We start from the raw sequence: 15,234 nt of genomic DNA on the forward strand, positions 1-15,234 counted from the left end.
ACGGTGTGGGAGAGTAGGTCACCGCCGGACAATCTTTTGAGGGCCTCCACCGTTGGGTGGGGGCCCTCAGGCATTTCCAGACCCGTTTCTGGGACCTCTTTTCCCGGGAGTTCCCGGACCTCGTTTCCGAGCTCCCCGTTTCCGGGAGCCTCCCGACTTCTTTTTCTGGGAGCTTCCCGGCCCCGCTTTCCCAGGAGTTTCCGGACCTCTTTTCTGATCAGGCGGCTCATCGGCACATAAGCCTTCCCGCCGTCGCGATCGCCTGTCCGGCCGCCGGGGAGTTGAGCTGCACCACCACCTGGCGCCGGCCGTCCTCGCTGCTCATGGCGACCCCTGAATATCCGTAGATCATCCCGGAGTGGTTCCACACCCGGGTGCCGCACGGCAGCCTGTCGGCGAAGATGCCCAGACCTTCCGCGCGCTTCAGCGCGGCCCCTTCGAGCAGTCGCCTAGGCGCCGATCCCTCGGTGACTTCACCGCCGGACACAGCCGGTTTCCGGCCGAACAGGGCCTCGTAGAAGGCGCCCACATCTCCCGCGGTCGACACCAGCCCGCCCGCGGACCAGAAGATGGAGGAGTTCACGACCGTCGCCCCGGGACCGTCGCCCTGTCTGCCCGTGGCGAGCCCGGGTGGCAGTAGATCCCGCGGCAGTTCGGTGTTGCGCAGTTTCAGGGGCTCGGTGACGCGCTCGCGGAGCACCTCGGCGTAACTCTGACCGGTGACCTTCTCGATGATGAGACCGAGAAGGATGAAGTTGCCGTTGGAATAGCGGTTCACCCCGCTTCTGCCCGGTCTGCCGCCGTAACGGAGCAGTTCCCGCGGCGGCCAGTCGCGCGTGTGCATGCCGCCGTCGACGATGGCGTCCATGAAGCGGGAGTCGGTGAGATAGTCCGGTATCCCGCTGGTGTGGTTGAGCAGTTGCTCCACGGTCACCCGGTCGGCACCGGGAAGGACGCCGGGAAGCAGCTCGCCGAGCGTGTCGCGGAGGGCCAGTCGCCGCTCGCGTACCAGCTGGAGCGTGATCGCCGCGGTGAACGTCTTGGTGATGCTCGCGATCCGGAAGCGATGGTCGGCCCGCATCGGGGTACGCGTCGCAGGGTCGGCGAACCCCGCGGCGGCCTCCTGGATCTTTCCCTCGTCGCGGACGTGCACGACGGCCCCCGGGGAACCGGCCGCCGCCACCAGGTCGTTCGCGATCGCCTGAAGGGCGGAGGCCGAGCCGGCCGGGCTCGCTTTCGCGGGGGGATCCGGCCGCTCAGAGGAGTCATCAGAGGAGTCATAGGAAGGTGAAGGGGGCATGGGCGCGGGGCTCGTCACCGGGGAAGAGGTCGGCGGGGCGGCGCCGGGCGCCGGGGCACAGGCGGTCAGTGTGATCACCAGTGAGATGGCTCCGAGTCCGGCCGCGCGCATCCGGCGTTTCCCTTCTCGTTCCTCGTGTTCCTCGCCGGGACCATCACTTCTCCTTGAGCGGGGAAACCTCGAGCGCGGAAAACTCCGCCTCCGGGCGGAAAGGATGTCAAGACGCTACAAGCGGTGTGGTGAATGGGAAAGCCCGCCTGATGGGGCCCGGTCTTCGAATGGAGGTCCGGTGTCGGCTGGTTCCGGTCTCGCCGGTCGGCGAGATGCCCGGCGGTCCCGTGCTACCTGACGTTGCCACCCGAGGTCTCCCGATACACCACCTGGTGTCACCCCAGGTCTCCCGGTACGCCACCCGAGGTGTCACCCGACGCCGCTCGATGTGCCCTCCGATGGGCGAACCGCCAATTTCGCCGATTATGAGCGAAAGTTTCGAGTTTTTCAACCAAAGTACCCGCCGGATAGGTTCCATGACCGTTCGTGGCGAGGCGGCCGGCTCCTTGCCCGGCGAGCCCACAGGTCCGGCCGAGTGCGGGCGTCGAGGCGGATCGTCCGGCAGCGTTATCTGCTCATATCGTTACAAACCAAGTCTATTGCGGCGCCAGGGGAGACGGCCACCCCGATCTATCAGGGAAGATCCACCGTTCGATGGTCTGCGGGGCCTGGTGGGCGGGGTCGCGCACCACGATGACTTCGGTCGTTGATCGTAGAAAGTTCAATTGATCATGACAAAAGTTCTTCCAAAAATGTCAGAAGACGCGTAACTTCCACGCCAAGTTCTCTGCACAACATCAAGAGGGCGCAGTGAGTCGGCCGGCGGCGTTCGCGGGCGGATCTCCTCGGAGAGGTGATCCGCCCGGCGGGGCCCGGCCCGCGGCGGAAAGGAGTCGGCGGTCACTCGGCTGAGGCATCGGGGATCACGGGGCTCCATCCACCCACACGGAGGTAGGAAACCATGAGTGCACACGAAGAAGAGTTCGACGAGGTCGCGGGCGCGCTGCGCCGCAGGCTCGGACTGAACCGCCGCCAGTTCCTCGCGGCCACGACGGGAGTCACCGCGGTGGCCGCCGTCTCGGCGGTGGGCCCACTCGCGTCGGCCGCGTACGCCTCCCCCGGTGGCGACCAGGAGCGGGGTCAGGGCCACGGCCACGGTCACGGCGACCGGAACGCCCTGGTGCCCGAGGCCAAGCGGGGCATCATCCTCTACACGGTCCGTGACGTGATCTCCCGCGACCCGGCGGCGAACACGAGCCTGCCGGCCGGCTTCCGGCGCGTGCTCGAGGAGCTCTCGCGGATCGGCTACAAGCAGGTGGAGTTCGCCGGCTACCGCCAGCACGCGAACGCCGAGGGCGGTGCCGACCTGGAGACCGTCGAGGGTGCCAGGCTGCTGCGCCGGTGGCTCGACGACAACGGGCTCAAGGCCCAGGGCAACCACGGCTTCATCCCCGGCTCCTGGCCGCTCACCCAGGCCGACCTCGACCGCTTCAAGCTGACCCTGGAGATCGCCAACATCCTCGGCATGGAGCACGTGGGCACCGGCGGCGACCCGACCAACAGTGCCTACAAGGCGGACTGGGACCTCGCCGCCCAGAAGTGGAACGGTCTCGGCTCGATCGCCTCGGCCGCCGGGCTCAAGTTGTACACGCACAACCACGACGCGGCGTACGGCTTCCTCCTCGACGAGGGCCCGCTCGACGAGCTCGGCCGGCCCACCCGCTCGTCGGGCATCAGGAAGCTGGAGTACTTCCTGCGGATCACCAACCGCAGACACGTCTACCTCGAGATGGACATCTTCTGGGCGCACGTGGCGCAGTACAAGCACCGCTCGTACGTCGCGCGCGACGGCTCCACCCGGGCCGACATCTTCGACCCGCTGAAGCTCGTACGACAGAACGAGAAGCGGTTCCCGCTGTTCCACGCCAAGGACGGGAAGGCCAACACGGCGACCGGCAACGGCTACGACATGGTGCCGTTCGGCACCGGTGACATCGACTACCGCGCCTTCTTCTCCAAGCTGGACATCGAGCGGCGCCACAACCCGATGTACGAGCAGGACAACGCGCCCGGAGGGGCCGAGGAGCCGGGCCGCTCGCTCCAGTACGCCGACCTCAGCTACAAGAACCTGGCCGCCCTGCGCCGCCGCTGAGAGCCCGCCGGACGACCGGACGACCGGGCGAACTCCTCAGAGTCCCCTCGAAGAGCACCTGAAAAGAACCCGGAGACGGGTTCGGCGGACCGCCACGTGATCGAAGCCGTTGCCGCGGCACGCGTGGCGGCCCGCCCTGTCCTGACACCCCCCTGAAGAAGAGGCTCAGGAAGTTGAAGCGTACCCGCGCCATGCTCGGCGGAGCACTGGCCGCCCTGCTGTTCCCCCTGGCGGTGCCCGGCACCGCCCCCGTACAGGCCCAGGCCGGCGTCCTGGACGCGCCCACCGACTGGTCGAACTACGAGAAGATCACGCTGACCAAGAACGTCGGTGAGCCGATCGACCTGGCGGTCCTGCCCGACAGGCGGGTCCTGCACACCGCCCGCAACGGCGACATCCGGCTGACCGACGGCGCCACCGGCCTCACCAAGGTCATCAACACGATCCCCGTCTACGCGAACTCCGAGGACGGTCTCCAGACGATCGCGATCGACCCGAAGTTCGCCGAGAACAAGTGGGTCTACGTCTACTACGCGCCGAAGACGATGACGGCGCCGTACCCGGAGACGACCCCCACCGGCTCGGCGCCCAACTCGCTGCCCGCGGGCGCGGACGAGTCGTACTGGAACCAGTGGAAGGGCTACAACCAGTTGTCGCGGTTCAAGTGGACCGGTGACGCGCTGGACCTCTCCACCGAGCAGGTCATCATTAAGGTCGAGGCGCAGCGCGGGCAGTGCTGCCACGTCGCGGGCGACGTGGACTGGGACGCCGCGGGCAACCTCTACCTCGTCACCGGTGACAACACCCCCGCGGGCACGCCCGGCGCCAACGGCATGGCGCCCAACAACGACGCCCCCGGGATGAACCCCGGGCTCGACGCGCGGCGCGGCGCGGGCAACAGCAACGACCTGCGCGGCAAGATCCTGCGGATCACGGTGAAGGAGGACGGCACCTACACCGTCCCGGCCGGCAACCTGTTCCCACCGGGAACGGCCAGGACGCGTCCTGAGATCTTCGTGACGGGCGTGCGGAACGCCTTCCGGATCGACGTCGACGACGCGACCGGCACGCTCTCCTGGGGCGACTACGGTCCCGACGCCGGCGCGGCCGACCCCGCCCGCGGGCCCCTGGGCTACGTCGAGTGGAACGTCACCCCCCTCGACAAGCCGATGAACAGCGGCTGGCCCTACTGCACCGGCGACAACTTCAACTACAACGACTGGAACTTCGCGACCTCGACGCCGCGCGCGTGGTTCGACTGCGCGGGCGGGCCGACGAACACCTCCCGCTGGAACACCGGCGTGGACAAGCTGCCGGCCGCGACCCCCGCGGACCTCTACTACGGTGACAACAACACCCACCAGCCCGCGGAGTGGGCCGGGCTCACCGACTTCGAGCCGGCGGGCGGCCAGGGGCCGATGGGCGGTCCCGTCTACCACTACGACGCGGCGAACCCGTCGACGACGAAGTTCCCGGCGTACTGGGACAAGAAGTTCTTCTACGGCGAGTTCTCCCAGGACTACCTCGCGGCGTTCACCGTGACGGGGTCGGACGGGCCGGTGACCAAGCTCGAGCACTTCCTGCCCAACGACGCGCTGACCACGGCCGTTATGCCGATCACCGACAGCCCGGTGGACATCGAGTTCGGTCCCGACGGGTCGCTGTACGTGCTCGACTACGGCGACGGCTTCTTCCGCGCCAACCCCGACGCGGGCCTGTACCGCATCGACTACGCCGAGGGGAACAAGACGCCGCAGGCGAAGATCGTCGCCAAGCCGGTGTCGGGCAGCGCCGCGCCGCTCACCGTCGCGTTCAGCGCGGAGACGTCCACCGACGCCGAGCCGGGCGCGCTGACCTACGAGTGGGACTTCGACGGCAACGGGACCTTCGACGCCACCGGCGTGACGGCCTCGCACACCTACTCGGCGCTCGGGCAGTACGCCGCCAGGCTCCGCGTGACCGACGCGCAGGGCAAGTTCGGGCTCACCTCGACCGAGATCACCGTGGGCAACACCGCACCCGAGGTGACCATCCAGACGCCGGGCAACGGCGCCTTCTTCAACTGGGGCGACGCGGTGCCGTTCCAGATCAAGGTCTCCGACAAGGAGGACGGCGACACCCCGGTGTGCGGCCGGGTGCAGTGGACCTTCGGCCTCGGCCACGACACGCACGCGCACCCGGAGACCCTCGGGTCGGGATGCTCGGGCGCCTGGCCGACACCCGCCGACGCCCCCGAGCACGGCGAGACCGAGAACATCTTCGGCGTCGTCGTGGTGAGCTACCGCGACAACGGCGCCGGTGACATCCCCGGGGCGCTCGGCGACGCCACGCTCATCCTCAACCCCAAGGAGATGCAGGCCGAGCACGCGGACGCGAGCAGCGGCGTCACCAGGGTGGAGGACGAGAGCGCGTCCGGCCTGGCGAAGATCACCTCTTTCGACGCCGGGGACTGGATCGCGTACGACCCGGTGAACTTCGCCGGCGTCACCGGCGTGAAGACCCGCGCCTCCGGTGCGGGAACGCTGTCCCTGCGCTGGGGTTCGGGGACGGCGGAGCCGTTCGCCACCGTCACCGTGCCCGCCGGGTCGGGCTGGCAGAGCGTGGACACCTCGCTCACCGGCGCCCCGACCGGCAGCGGGAAGCTCTACGTCACCTCGACCGGCGGCGTGGAGGTCGACGGGTTCACCTTCCAGGGCGACGGGGTCTCCGACGAGACGCCTCCGACCGTGTCGGCCACGCTCGCCCCGGCCGAGCCGGGCGGGGAGAACGGCTGGTACACCGGCAACGTCACGCTGACGGTCACCGCGACCGACAACGGCACGGTGTCGAGCCGGCAGTACTCGCTCGACGGCGGCACGACGTGGCTGAACGCCGGCAACCCGGTCACCCTGACCGCCGACGGGACGGCCACCGTGCGCTACCGGGCGACCGACAACGCGGGCAACGTCTCGCAGGTCGGCACCGTCACGGCGAAGATCGACAAGACCGTCCCGGTCCTGGCCGTGAGCGGGGTGGAGCCCGGCGACTACGGTGACTCCGCGTCCGTCACGCCGGTCTTCTCGGCGGCCGACGCGACGTCGGGGGTGGCGAGCGTGACGGCGGCGATCGGCGACCTGCAGGTGGCCTCCGGCAAGCCGCTCGCCCTGTCCACGCTGGCGCTCGGCGCGCACACGCTGACCGTCACCGCGAAGGACAAGGCGGGACACGTCACGAAGCAGACCGTCGCGTTCGAGGTCACGACCTCCTTCGCCGACGTGAAGAGGCTCCTCGACCGCTTCAAGGCGGAGGGCTCGGTGCGGGGCGTCCTGCTCGGTGTCCAGCTCGACCAGGCCAGAAAGCACGCGGAGGCGGGAAGGAAGCAGCTCGCGATCGCCTCGCTGGAGGTCTTCGTGACGCTCGCCCGCCTCAAGCTCTGGGTGCCCGACACCGCGGCGCGTGACGTGCTCGTCCGGGACGGGAAGGCGCTGATCGCGCAGCTGCGCGCCCCGGCAGGCGGGTAACGACGACGCGGCGCGGGGGGAGAGCCGGACAGGCTCTCCCCCCGCGCTCGTTTCCGGGGGCCGGTGGGTGATTCTCCCGGTCCCGGTCCCTGATCCTGAGGTTCCGGCCGCCCGGAACGGGCGGCGCGTCCGGTGGGTCAGTGGGGGGCGAGGTCGAGATCCTTGATCCTGGGGTCGCCCTCGTCGGCGAAGTAGTGGTCGGGCCGGGTGGTGTCGACGCCGTCGGAGGACTTCATGGCGCGCGCGACGACCGTGCCGAGCGCGGCGACGGCCAGGTTGGCCGCGAGCGCGAGGATGCCCGCGTAGATCGTCATCTTGGTGTCCAGGCCCAGCTTCTCCAGCGGGAACGCCGACCCGGCGAAGTGCAGCTTGCCGGTGGCCGGGTTGCCGATGTTGTAGAGCAGGAGCATCCCGGCCCCCATGCCGGCGACCCATCCGGCGATCAGGCCGCTGCGGTGGAACCAGCGGGTGTAGAGGCCGAGCGCCACCGACGGGAGCGTCTGCAGGATGATGACGCCGCCGATGAGCTGCAGGTCGATGGAGAAGCCGGTGTCCAGGAACAGGATGCACAGCACCGCGCCGACCTTGACGAGCAGCGAGGTGATCTTGGATACGCGGGCCTCGTCGGCGTCGCTCGCGTCCGGCTTCAGGTACTCCTTGTAGATGTTGCGGGTGAACAGGTTCGCCGCGGCGATCGACATGATGGCCGCCGGGACCAGCGCGCCGATGCCGATCGCGGCGTAGGCGACGCCGGTGAACCAGTCGGGGAACATCTTGTCGAACAGCTGCGGCACGATCGTGTTGTTGTCCTTGCCGATGGGCTGGATGCCGGCCGCGATGGCCATGAAGCCGAGCAGCGCGATCAGGCCGAGCAGCAGGCTGTAGGCGGGCAGCGCCGACATGTTCCGCTTGATCACGTCGCGGTTCCTGGAGGCGAGCACGCCGGTGATGCTGTGCGGGTAGAGGAACAGCGCGAGCGCCGAGCCCAGGGCCAGCGTGACGTACTGCAGCTGGTTGTTCGCGTTGAGCAGGATGCCGTCGCCGGGCGCGGCACTGGCGGCGAACTTCGCCTGGGCGGAGTCGAAGATGCCCGACCAGCCGCCCTCGATCTGGGCGGGGATCGCGAAGATCGCCACCAGGATCACGACGTAGATCAGCGTGTCCTTGACGAACGCGATCAGCGCGGGGGCGCGCAGGCCCGACTGGTAGGTGTACGCGGCCAGGATCGCGAACGCGATGATGATCGGCAGGTGGCCGGTGATGCCCATCGACTTCAGCACGGCCTCGATGCCGATGAGCTGGAGGGCGATGTAGGGCATCGTCGCGACGATGCCGGTGATCGCGACCAGCAGCGCCAGGGTGGGGGAGCCGAAGCGGGCCCGGACGAAGTCGGCGGGGGTCACGAAGCCGTGCACGTGCGAGACCGACCAGAGACGGATCAGCACCAGGAAGACGATCGGGTAGACCACGATCGTGTACGGCACCGCGAAGAAGCCCATCGCGCCCGCGCTCCAGAGCAGGGCGGGCACGGCCACGAAGGTGTAGGCGGTGTAGAGGTCGCCGCCGACCAGGAACCAGGTGACCCACGAGCCGAAGTTACGGCCGCCGAGCCCCCACTCGTCGAGGCTCGCCAGGTTCTCCGGGCGGCGCCAGCGCGCGGCCACGAATCCCATGCCGCTGACCAGCAGGAACAGCGCGGAGAAGATGATGATTTCTGTCAGGTGAGCTTCCATCGGGTCACCGCCGCCGCTTCGTCATCTGGTACACGATCGTGGTGCACGTCACACCGACCGCGATGAAGGCGAGCTGGAGCCAGTAGAACATCGGAAAGCCGAAAAGCCGGGGCTCGTCGGAATTGAAGAGAAACGGGAGCAAAGGTAGGATGATCGGCACGATAAGCAGCCAGTTCCATGGGCTGCGATCGCTCCGGTTCCCGTTCGGAGTGGTCAACACGGTCTCCTTGAGCTGGAGAAAGGGGGTCCGGGCAGGACCGTCCCCTTCGGCTGACCGGCAGCGTAATTACACGGCCGTTGCATTCAGGTCACCGAGCGCCGAGCGGCACCGGTGGCGCGACGAACGGTAGCGCGGACCCTTCGTGAAGGTCACCGCCGAGGTCACGGAGGTCATGCCTCCCGGGCGGACTCCCTTCGCCGACGGGATCCCACCTGTCGCCGAATCCCCGGCGTGGCTTCCTTGACATGATCGAGCAATTCCTTGTAAAGGCGTGACGGGTGAAGGCGTGTCATACGGCGCTCATACGGCGCTCATACGGCGCGCGATGTGTCGCCCGGCGCGAGACATGTCACACAGCGTCCCGAGCAGCCGGTCGCGATCACGTGCGATGGTGTCATCCCCGCCTGCGGGATCCCGTCGCTTCCCCTGCGGGATCCCGCGAGATCCCGCGAAATCCCGTGCGATGCCGTCGTTCCCGTCCGCGGGATCCCGTGCGACGCCCCGGCCCCACCGGCGCGTGGTCTCGCGCGGTGCCGTCGATCTCGCCGGTGCGCGGCCTCGCGCGACACCACCGGCACCGTCGGTCCCGCCGGCGGGGCCTCCCGCGGCCCGCCGGCGCGCGGGCTCAGCGCGGGCTCAGCGCGGGCTCAGACGGTCCTGTCGGCGGCGGTCCTCGGCTCGTGCCGTACGTCCTCCGGCAGGCCGAGGTCCCTGGTCCAGGCGGCGAACTCCACCAGGATGCCGTCGGGGTCCTTGAAATAGATCGACCGGACGAACACGCCCTCTCCCATGGCGGGCGCTATGCCGAGCTCGCTGTCGTCGTGGTTGAGGATCACCCCGACGTCCACGCCCTTGGCGATGAGCTTGTCGCGGTACTCCTCGATCCGGTCCGGGGCGACGTCGAGGGCGATGTGGTTCATCGAGCCGACCGCGGAGAGCAGCTCACCCCGGTCGGGCAGGTTCCTGGGCGCCGAGATGCCGGGAACGCCCTCGGGCGCGTCGGGGAACCAGAAGAACGCCAGCGCGTTGCCGCCGCCGCAGTCGAAGAAGAAGTGCTGTCCCCAGCCCATCGGCAGCTCGATCGTCTTGATCAGGGGCATGCCCAGGACGCCGGAGTAGAAGTCGACCGTCTGCTTCATGTCCGAGCACACCAGCGCTAGGTGGTTGATCCCGCGCAGCTCGAACTCGGTGTTGTCCGCCATGTTCTCCTCGCTCCCTCGGGTAATGAACTGCTTATCACAGGAGACGGAAGGGCCGAGCGGGCGGCCGCCGGGGAGGCGGCGGCGCGACCTGCCCGTACCGCTCACGGCCGCTCGGACACTTCGGGCAGCCGATGGCTCTCGCCCCTGGACAGGTAGACGACCCGGTCTCCGTGACCGCTCCGCTCGACGTGGTCGCGGAAGTCGGAGAGCGGCGAGCTGAAGGCGCCGTAGTCGTCGTAGTGCACCGGCAGCACGCGGCGCGGCTTGAGCAGGTGCACCCATTCGGCCCCCTGCCGGCCGTCCATCGTCACCAGCAGGACGCCCAGCAGTTTCGTGCCTCCCAGGTGGACGATGCCCACGTCGATGTCGGGGAAGCGCCGCGGGATGGAGTCCAGCTCTCTCGCCATGAGCGTGTCGCCGCTGATGTGCAGGCGCAGTCGCACGCGGCCGTCCGGGCCGGAGAACTCCAGCATGCTTCCCATGACGGGTGGCAGGAGGAGATCCACCGGGCCGGGGCCGTGACGCGCGGGCAGCGAGGTGATCTTCACCGAGCCGCCCGGGTTCCGGAGCTCGTGGTCATGCCAGGTGGCCACGCCTACCGCCCCGCCGAAGCCCTGCCGCTTCAGCCTCCGCGCCGCGTGCGGTGTGGTGACGATCGGTGTGCTGTGGTCCAGCCCCTTGCGGGCCACCCGGTCCCAGTGGTCGCCGTGCATGTGCGAGAGGAGAACGGCGTCCAGAGGCGGGAGCCGGTCGACGGCCAGCGCCGGTTCGGTCAGTCGCCTGGTGAACAACCCGTGACCCAGGTAGGCGTACTGGCCGCGGTGCAGGAAGTTGGGGTCGGTGAGGATGGTGAACCCGTTGTAGCGGATGAGCGTCGTGGCGTTCCCGATGAACAGCACACTCGCCGTCTCCTGGTCGGACATGCCGTGGTCCCCCGTGTCGGATCGGTGGAATGGTCGTCGTGCTCGAACCCGGCAGGCCGCACCTCCGGCCGTCCCGGGACCGTCATGCCTCCCGGCGCTCCCCGCCGGTGGCCGGAACCCCCGTCCGGCGGGCCGGCGTACGGTCTCCCCGCGACGTCGTACGGTCTTGCCGCGACGTCACCAGGCGACCTTCAGGGACGACAGGCCGTACACGAAGCTGAAGGAGCGGAAGTGCGCGTCGGGTTCGATCGCGCGCAGCTCGGGAAAGCGCCTGAGCAGCGCGGGGAAGGCGATGTGCATCTCCATCCGCGCGAGCGGCGCCCCCAGGCAGTGGTGCACGCCGTGGCCGAAGGCCAGGTGGCCGGGCGCCCCCCGGGTGATGTCCAGTACCCCCGGATCGGACAGGAAGGCGGGGTCGCGGTTGGCGGCGAGCAGCGCGCACATCACCAGCTCGCCGGGCCCTATCCTGCGGCCGGCGATCTCGACCTCCGTGGTGGTCGTCCTGAAGGTGCTGGAGTGGACGATGCTGAGCCAGCGCAGCAGCTCCTCCACCGCGGCGTCCACGAGCTCGGGTTCCTTCTTGAGCAGTTCCAGCTGGTCGGGGTGGCGCAGCAGGGCCAGCGTACCCAGCCCGAGCATGTTGGCGGTGGTCTCGTGACCGGCCACCAGCAGCAGGCCGCCGATGCCGATGAGCTCGTCCGTCGTCAGGTCGTCGTGCTCGCGCACCAGCGTGCCGAGCAGTTCCTCTCCGGGGTCGGCCTGGGCACGGGCGACCAGCTCGGCCATGTACGCGCGCGATTCCAGCTGCGCCGCCCTGCGCTCCTCGATGGGCGCCGACACGTCGAGCAACAGGCCGGTCCTGCGCTGGAAGCCCGCCCGGTCGGTGTACGGCACGCCCAGCAGCTCGCAGATCACCAGGGAGGGGATCGGCAGCGCGAACGACGACACCAGGTCGGCGGGGGAGCCCGCGCTCTCCATCGCGTCCAGGTGGTCTTCGACGATGCGGGTGATCCGCGGTTCCAGCCGGCGTATCCGGCGGAGCGTGAACTCCGGCGTCAGTATCCGGCGCAGCCGGGTGTGCTCGGGGGGATCGAAGGCGAGCAGGTTGCCCGCGCGGAGCACGGCGAGCTCCTCCTCGCTGCTCTGGTCGCCGGGCAGCTGGAACGTGGCCGTCCGGGCGTTGCTGAACCGCTCCGTGTCGCTCAGCACCGCGCGCACGTCCTCGTGGCGGGTCACCAGCCAGGCGTCGACGCCGGGCGGTGTCCTGACGAGCCTGACTCCCTCCGCGTCCCGCATCGCCTCCAGCTCCGGATCGGGATCGAAATCGGCTCGCCGCATGTGCAGCGGTGGCGTCGGAGACTCGCTCATGGGACCCCCTGGATGACTCGCCGTTCTGGCCACTCCGAAAAAACGCTAGCAACCCATCGATTGCGCGCGAAGGACCCCGACGGCCGTCCGAGGTCTGTGTTGTGCCACTGACCAGCAACTACTTGCTCCGGCGGGGTCGTGCGCCGTGAGATCCCCGACCCGCGGCCGGAACGCCCGGCACGGGTGTCCTGGCGGGACGCCGGACACCGCGGCCCCTTCTCGCCCTTCCCGCCGGCCGTTCCGCGCCGCGGCCCGGCCTTCCGCCCCGATCCGTTCCCCTCGGCCGTTGTGACGCGAACCCCTTCGGCCGGTGACGCGAAAACATGACAGTAGGTGGCCTGTTTTCGCGTCACGCTGGCCACATGACAAGAACGCTGGAAGGAAAGGTCGCCCTGGTCGCGGGGGCGACGAGGGGGACCGGCCGGGGAATCGCGGTGGAACTGGGCACGGCCGGCGCCACGGTCTACTGCACCGGCAGGAGCACGCGGGAGCGGCGCTCGGAGATGGACCGGCCGGAGACCATCGAGGAGACGGCCGAGCTGGTGACCCGCGGGGGCGGGCACGGCGTCGCGGTCCAGGTGGACCACCTGGTTCCGGAGCAGGTGCGCGCCCTGGTGGAACGGATCAGGAACGAGCAGGGCAGGCTCGACATCCTCGTCAACGACGTCTGGGGCGCCGACTCGCTCACCGAGTGGCACGTCCCCGTCTGGAAGCACTCCCTCGACGACGGCCTGCGCATCCTCCGGCTGGCGGTGGACACCCACCTGATCACCAGCCACCACGCGCTGCCCCTGCTGATCGAGAGTCCCGGGGGCATGGTGATCGAGGTGACCGACGGCACCCTGGAGTACAACACCGTCAACTACCGGCTCTCGGCCTTCTACGACCTGGCCAAGATCTCGGTGAACCGCCTGGCGTTCAGCCAGGCCCACGAGCTGCGCCCGCACGGCTGCGCCGCGATCTCGCTGAGCCCCGGCTGGCTCAGGTCGGAGAGCATGCTGGAGCTCTTCGGCGTCACCGAGGAGAACTGGCGGGACGCCACCGCCAAGCAGCCGCACTTCGTGATCTCCGAGACGCCCGCCTACACCGGCCGCGCGGTCGTCGCCCTCGCCACCGACGAGGACCGGATGCGCTGGTCGGGCCAGTCGGTGTCCAGCGGCCAGCTCGCCCAGGTGTACGGCTTCACCGACGTCGACGGCAGCAGGCCCGACGCCTGGCGCTACATCGAGGAGGTCGAGAGCAAGGGCAAACCCGCCGACGCCACCGGCTACCGCTGACCACCACCGGGACCGGCACCTGACCACCACCGGGACCGGCACCGCGACCCCGGGCCGGGACCACCGGCCGGGAGAAGCGGCTGGGATCCCCGGTTGAGACCCCTGGCTGAGACCCCGGCCGGGGTCAGCGGCCTGGCGTGCCGGTGCCGCCAGGGTCGCCGGGGTCGCCGGGGTCGCCGGGGTCGCCGGGGTCGCCGGGGTCTTCGATGTCGCGGGGCTCGGAGGCGTCGCCGATGTCGGAGGTGCCAAGGGTGCCGGCGGGGGAGCGGGGGGAGGCGTACAGGTCGCGCAGGCGGGTGGCCGCTTCGGCGAGGCGGGCACGGAGGCCGGGCGGGTCGACGACCTCGGCCTCCGGACCGAAGCGGAGGATCTGGCTGTAGGCGACCTCCGGGGACTCGACGGGCAGGCGGAACGTGACCCACCCCTGCCCGTCGGGCTCGCCGGCGGAGGCCAGGGCGGAGCCGAGAGCGGCGGGGTCGGCGACGGCGGGCAGCGCGCGGCGCCCGGCGGGGCTGAGCCGTACGGTGACGTGCGCGGTGAGCAGGGACCTGGCGAACTGCGCCGCCCTCTCCCCCCAGAACGCGGCCAGGTCGAAGGTCTCGTCCCGCTCGAAGCGCAGGCCGGGGTGGATCTCGACCTCGTCGAAGCGGTCGACCCGGTAGATGGCGAACCGGGTCGCCAGGTACCAGACTCCCGCCTTCAGCACGAGCCCGTACGGCTCCAGCCGCCGTCGGGCGGCCCCGGCCTGCTCGGGCCGCTCGTTCTCCCCGGCCCGTCCGTCACGCTCGGTCCGCCCGCCTTCAGCCTGCCCGGTTCCTTCGGCCCGCCCGGTTTCCCGGGTTCCGCCGGGCCGATCGGACTGGCCGGGCTGTTTGGTCTGTTCACCCGGCCGGGTGCGCGTGGCACGCCGGTAGAGGGCGGTGACCGGGTGGTCCCCCCACACCGCCCTGGCCAGGGGCGCCAGCGCCGCCGGTGGGGGCCGCTCGCTCGCGAACCAGCCGGGGGCGTCCAGGTGGAAGCGCTGAGCCGCGGTCGCGGGGGCGTCGCGGAGGCCGGGGGAGAGCGCGGCGGAGGCCTTCAGCCGCGCCGTGGCCGCCACCTCGCTCAGTCCCATCTCCCGCAGTGCCTCCGGCACGCCCGACAGGAACAGCGCCTCCGCCTCGGCACGATCCAGCCCGGTGAGGCGGGTGCGGTACCCGTCCAGCAGCCGGTAGCCTCCGCCCCGCCCGCGGTCGGCGTACACCGGCACGCCGGCCTCCGACAGGGCCAGCACGTCACGGTGGACGGTCCGCTCGGAGACCTCCAGCTCTTTGGAGAGCTCCGCCGCGGTCATGCCGCCCCGGGCCTGGAGCAGCAGGACCAACGACATCAACCTGGCCGCGCGCACTCTCCGACCCTAGCCCCGGCGCACCCGTGACCGCGGCGGGGCGGGGAACGGGCGGGGCCGGGGCGAGGCCGCCCGGGGACGGCCGGAGGCGGCCGGGCGAGGGCGGAGCGGAACCCCGAGG

General features: G+C 70.0%; 11 protein-coding genes and 1 pseudogene. 3 read left to right on the forward strand and 9 right to left on the reverse strand.

Translation table 11 applies throughout. The features are described 5' to 3' along the window. Positions 1-230, reverse strand: a 230-nt coding sequence (locus tag AB0G15_RS37295) for a hypothetical protein (protein WP_362849525.1), incomplete at its 3' end; no start/stop codon positions are given. Further along, positions 227-1,300 (reverse strand): serine hydrolase domain-containing protein, encoded by a 1,074-nt coding sequence (locus tag AB0G15_RS37300; RefSeq protein ID WP_362849528.1) that lies wholly within the window; start codon positions 1,298-1,300, stop codon positions 227-229. The genes AB0G15_RS37295 and AB0G15_RS37300, both read right to left, overlap by 4 nt. Before the next feature lie 1,012 nt (positions 1,301-2,312). Here AB0G15_RS37300 and AB0G15_RS37305 point away from each other — a divergent pair. Next, the gene (locus AB0G15_RS37305) at positions 2,313-3,503 is read left to right on the forward strand and encodes a TIM barrel protein (RefSeq protein ID WP_362849531.1); all 1,191 of its coding nucleotides are present in this window, start codon (positions 2,313-2,315) and stop codon (positions 3,501-3,503) included. A gap of 173 nt (positions 3,504-3,676) precedes the next feature. Then, positions 3,677-7,003, forward strand: a complete 3,327-nt coding sequence (locus AB0G15_RS37310; RefSeq protein WP_362849534.1) for a PQQ-dependent sugar dehydrogenase — start codon at positions 3,677-3,679, stop codon at positions 7,001-7,003. Positions 7,004-7,140: 137 nt separating this feature from the next. Here AB0G15_RS37310 and mctP read toward each other — a convergent pair whose 3' ends face one another. The 5 genes from mctP to AB0G15_RS37335 form a co-directional block, all read right to left on the reverse strand. Further along, positions 7,141-8,736, reverse strand: a complete 1,596-nt coding sequence (gene mctP, locus AB0G15_RS37315; RefSeq protein WP_362849536.1) for a monocarboxylate uptake permease MctP — start codon at positions 8,734-8,736, stop codon at positions 7,141-7,143. A 4-nt stretch (positions 8,737-8,740) separates the two neighbouring features. Further along, positions 8,741-8,953, reverse strand: a complete 213-nt coding sequence (locus tag AB0G15_RS37320) for a DUF3311 domain-containing protein (protein WP_362695790.1) — start codon at positions 8,951-8,953, stop codon at positions 8,741-8,743. A 650-nt stretch (positions 8,954-9,603) separates the two neighbouring features. Then, positions 9,604-10,158 (reverse strand): VOC family protein, encoded by a 555-nt coding sequence (locus AB0G15_RS37325; RefSeq protein WP_362849539.1) that lies wholly within the window; start codon positions 10,156-10,158, stop codon positions 9,604-9,606. A gap of 101 nt (positions 10,159-10,259) precedes the next feature. Then, positions 10,260-11,081 carry an MBL fold metallo-hydrolase gene (locus tag AB0G15_RS37330; RefSeq protein WP_362849542.1) on the reverse strand — a complete coding sequence of 274 codons (822 nt, stop codon included), beginning with the start codon at positions 11,079-11,081 and terminating at the stop codon, positions 10,260-10,262. Positions 11,082-11,258: 177 nt separating this feature from the next. Further along, positions 11,259-12,449 (reverse strand): cytochrome P450, encoded by a 1,191-nt coding sequence (locus AB0G15_RS37335; RefSeq protein ID WP_362849545.1) that lies wholly within the window; start codon positions 12,447-12,449, stop codon positions 11,259-11,261. Between the two features lie 362 nt (positions 12,450-12,811). On the opposite strand from AB0G15_RS37335, the gene AB0G15_RS37340 reads away from it, so the two are divergent. Further along, on the forward strand, positions 12,812-13,726 hold the full coding sequence (locus tag AB0G15_RS37340; RefSeq protein ID WP_362849548.1) for an SDR family oxidoreductase: 915 nt from the start codon (positions 12,812-12,814) through the stop codon (positions 13,724-13,726). A 124-nt stretch (positions 13,727-13,850) separates the two neighbouring features. Here AB0G15_RS37340 and AB0G15_RS37345 read toward each other — a convergent pair whose 3' ends face one another. Then, positions 13,851-14,669 (reverse strand): WYL domain-containing protein, encoded by an 819-nt coding sequence (locus AB0G15_RS37345; protein WP_362849600.1) that lies wholly within the window; start codon positions 14,667-14,669, stop codon positions 13,851-13,853. Next, a pseudogene (locus tag AB0G15_RS37350) lies at positions 14,658-15,113 on the reverse strand (HTH domain-containing protein); the annotation flags it as partial. The gene AB0G15_RS37345 and the pseudogene AB0G15_RS37350, both read right to left, overlap by 12 nt. Positions 15,114-15,234 lie beyond the last annotated feature (121 nt).

The organism is Streptosporangium sp. NPDC023825, from assembly GCF_040639575.1.
GTDB lineage: Bacteria > Actinomycetota > Actinomycetes > Streptosporangiales > Streptosporangiaceae > Streptosporangium.

Coding starts and splice junctions, on each gene's coding strand:
- AB0G15_RS37340 (WP_362849548.1), top strand. CDS start 12,812: ATGACAAGAACGCTGGAAGGAAAGGTCGCCCTGGTCGCGGGGGCGACG.
- mctP (WP_362849536.1), bottom strand. CDS start 8,736: ATGGAAGCTCACCTGACAGAAATCATCATCTTCTCCGCGCTGTTCCTG.
- AB0G15_RS37335 (WP_362849545.1), bottom strand. CDS start 12,449: ATGAGCGAGTCTCCGACGCCACCGCTGCACATGCGGCGAGCCGATTTC.
- AB0G15_RS37330 (WP_362849542.1), bottom strand. CDS start 11,081: ATGTCCGACCAGGAGACGGCGAGTGTGCTGTTCATCGGGAACGCCACG.
- AB0G15_RS37325 (WP_362849539.1), bottom strand. CDS start 10,158: ATGGCGGACAACACCGAGTTCGAGCTGCGCGGGATCAACCACCTAGCG.
- AB0G15_RS37305 (WP_362849531.1), top strand. CDS start 2,313: ATGAGTGCACACGAAGAAGAGTTCGACGAGGTCGCGGGCGCGCTGCGC.
- AB0G15_RS37300 (WP_362849528.1), bottom strand. CDS start 1,300: ATGCCCCCTTCACCTTCCTATGACTCCTCTGATGACTCCTCTGAGCGG.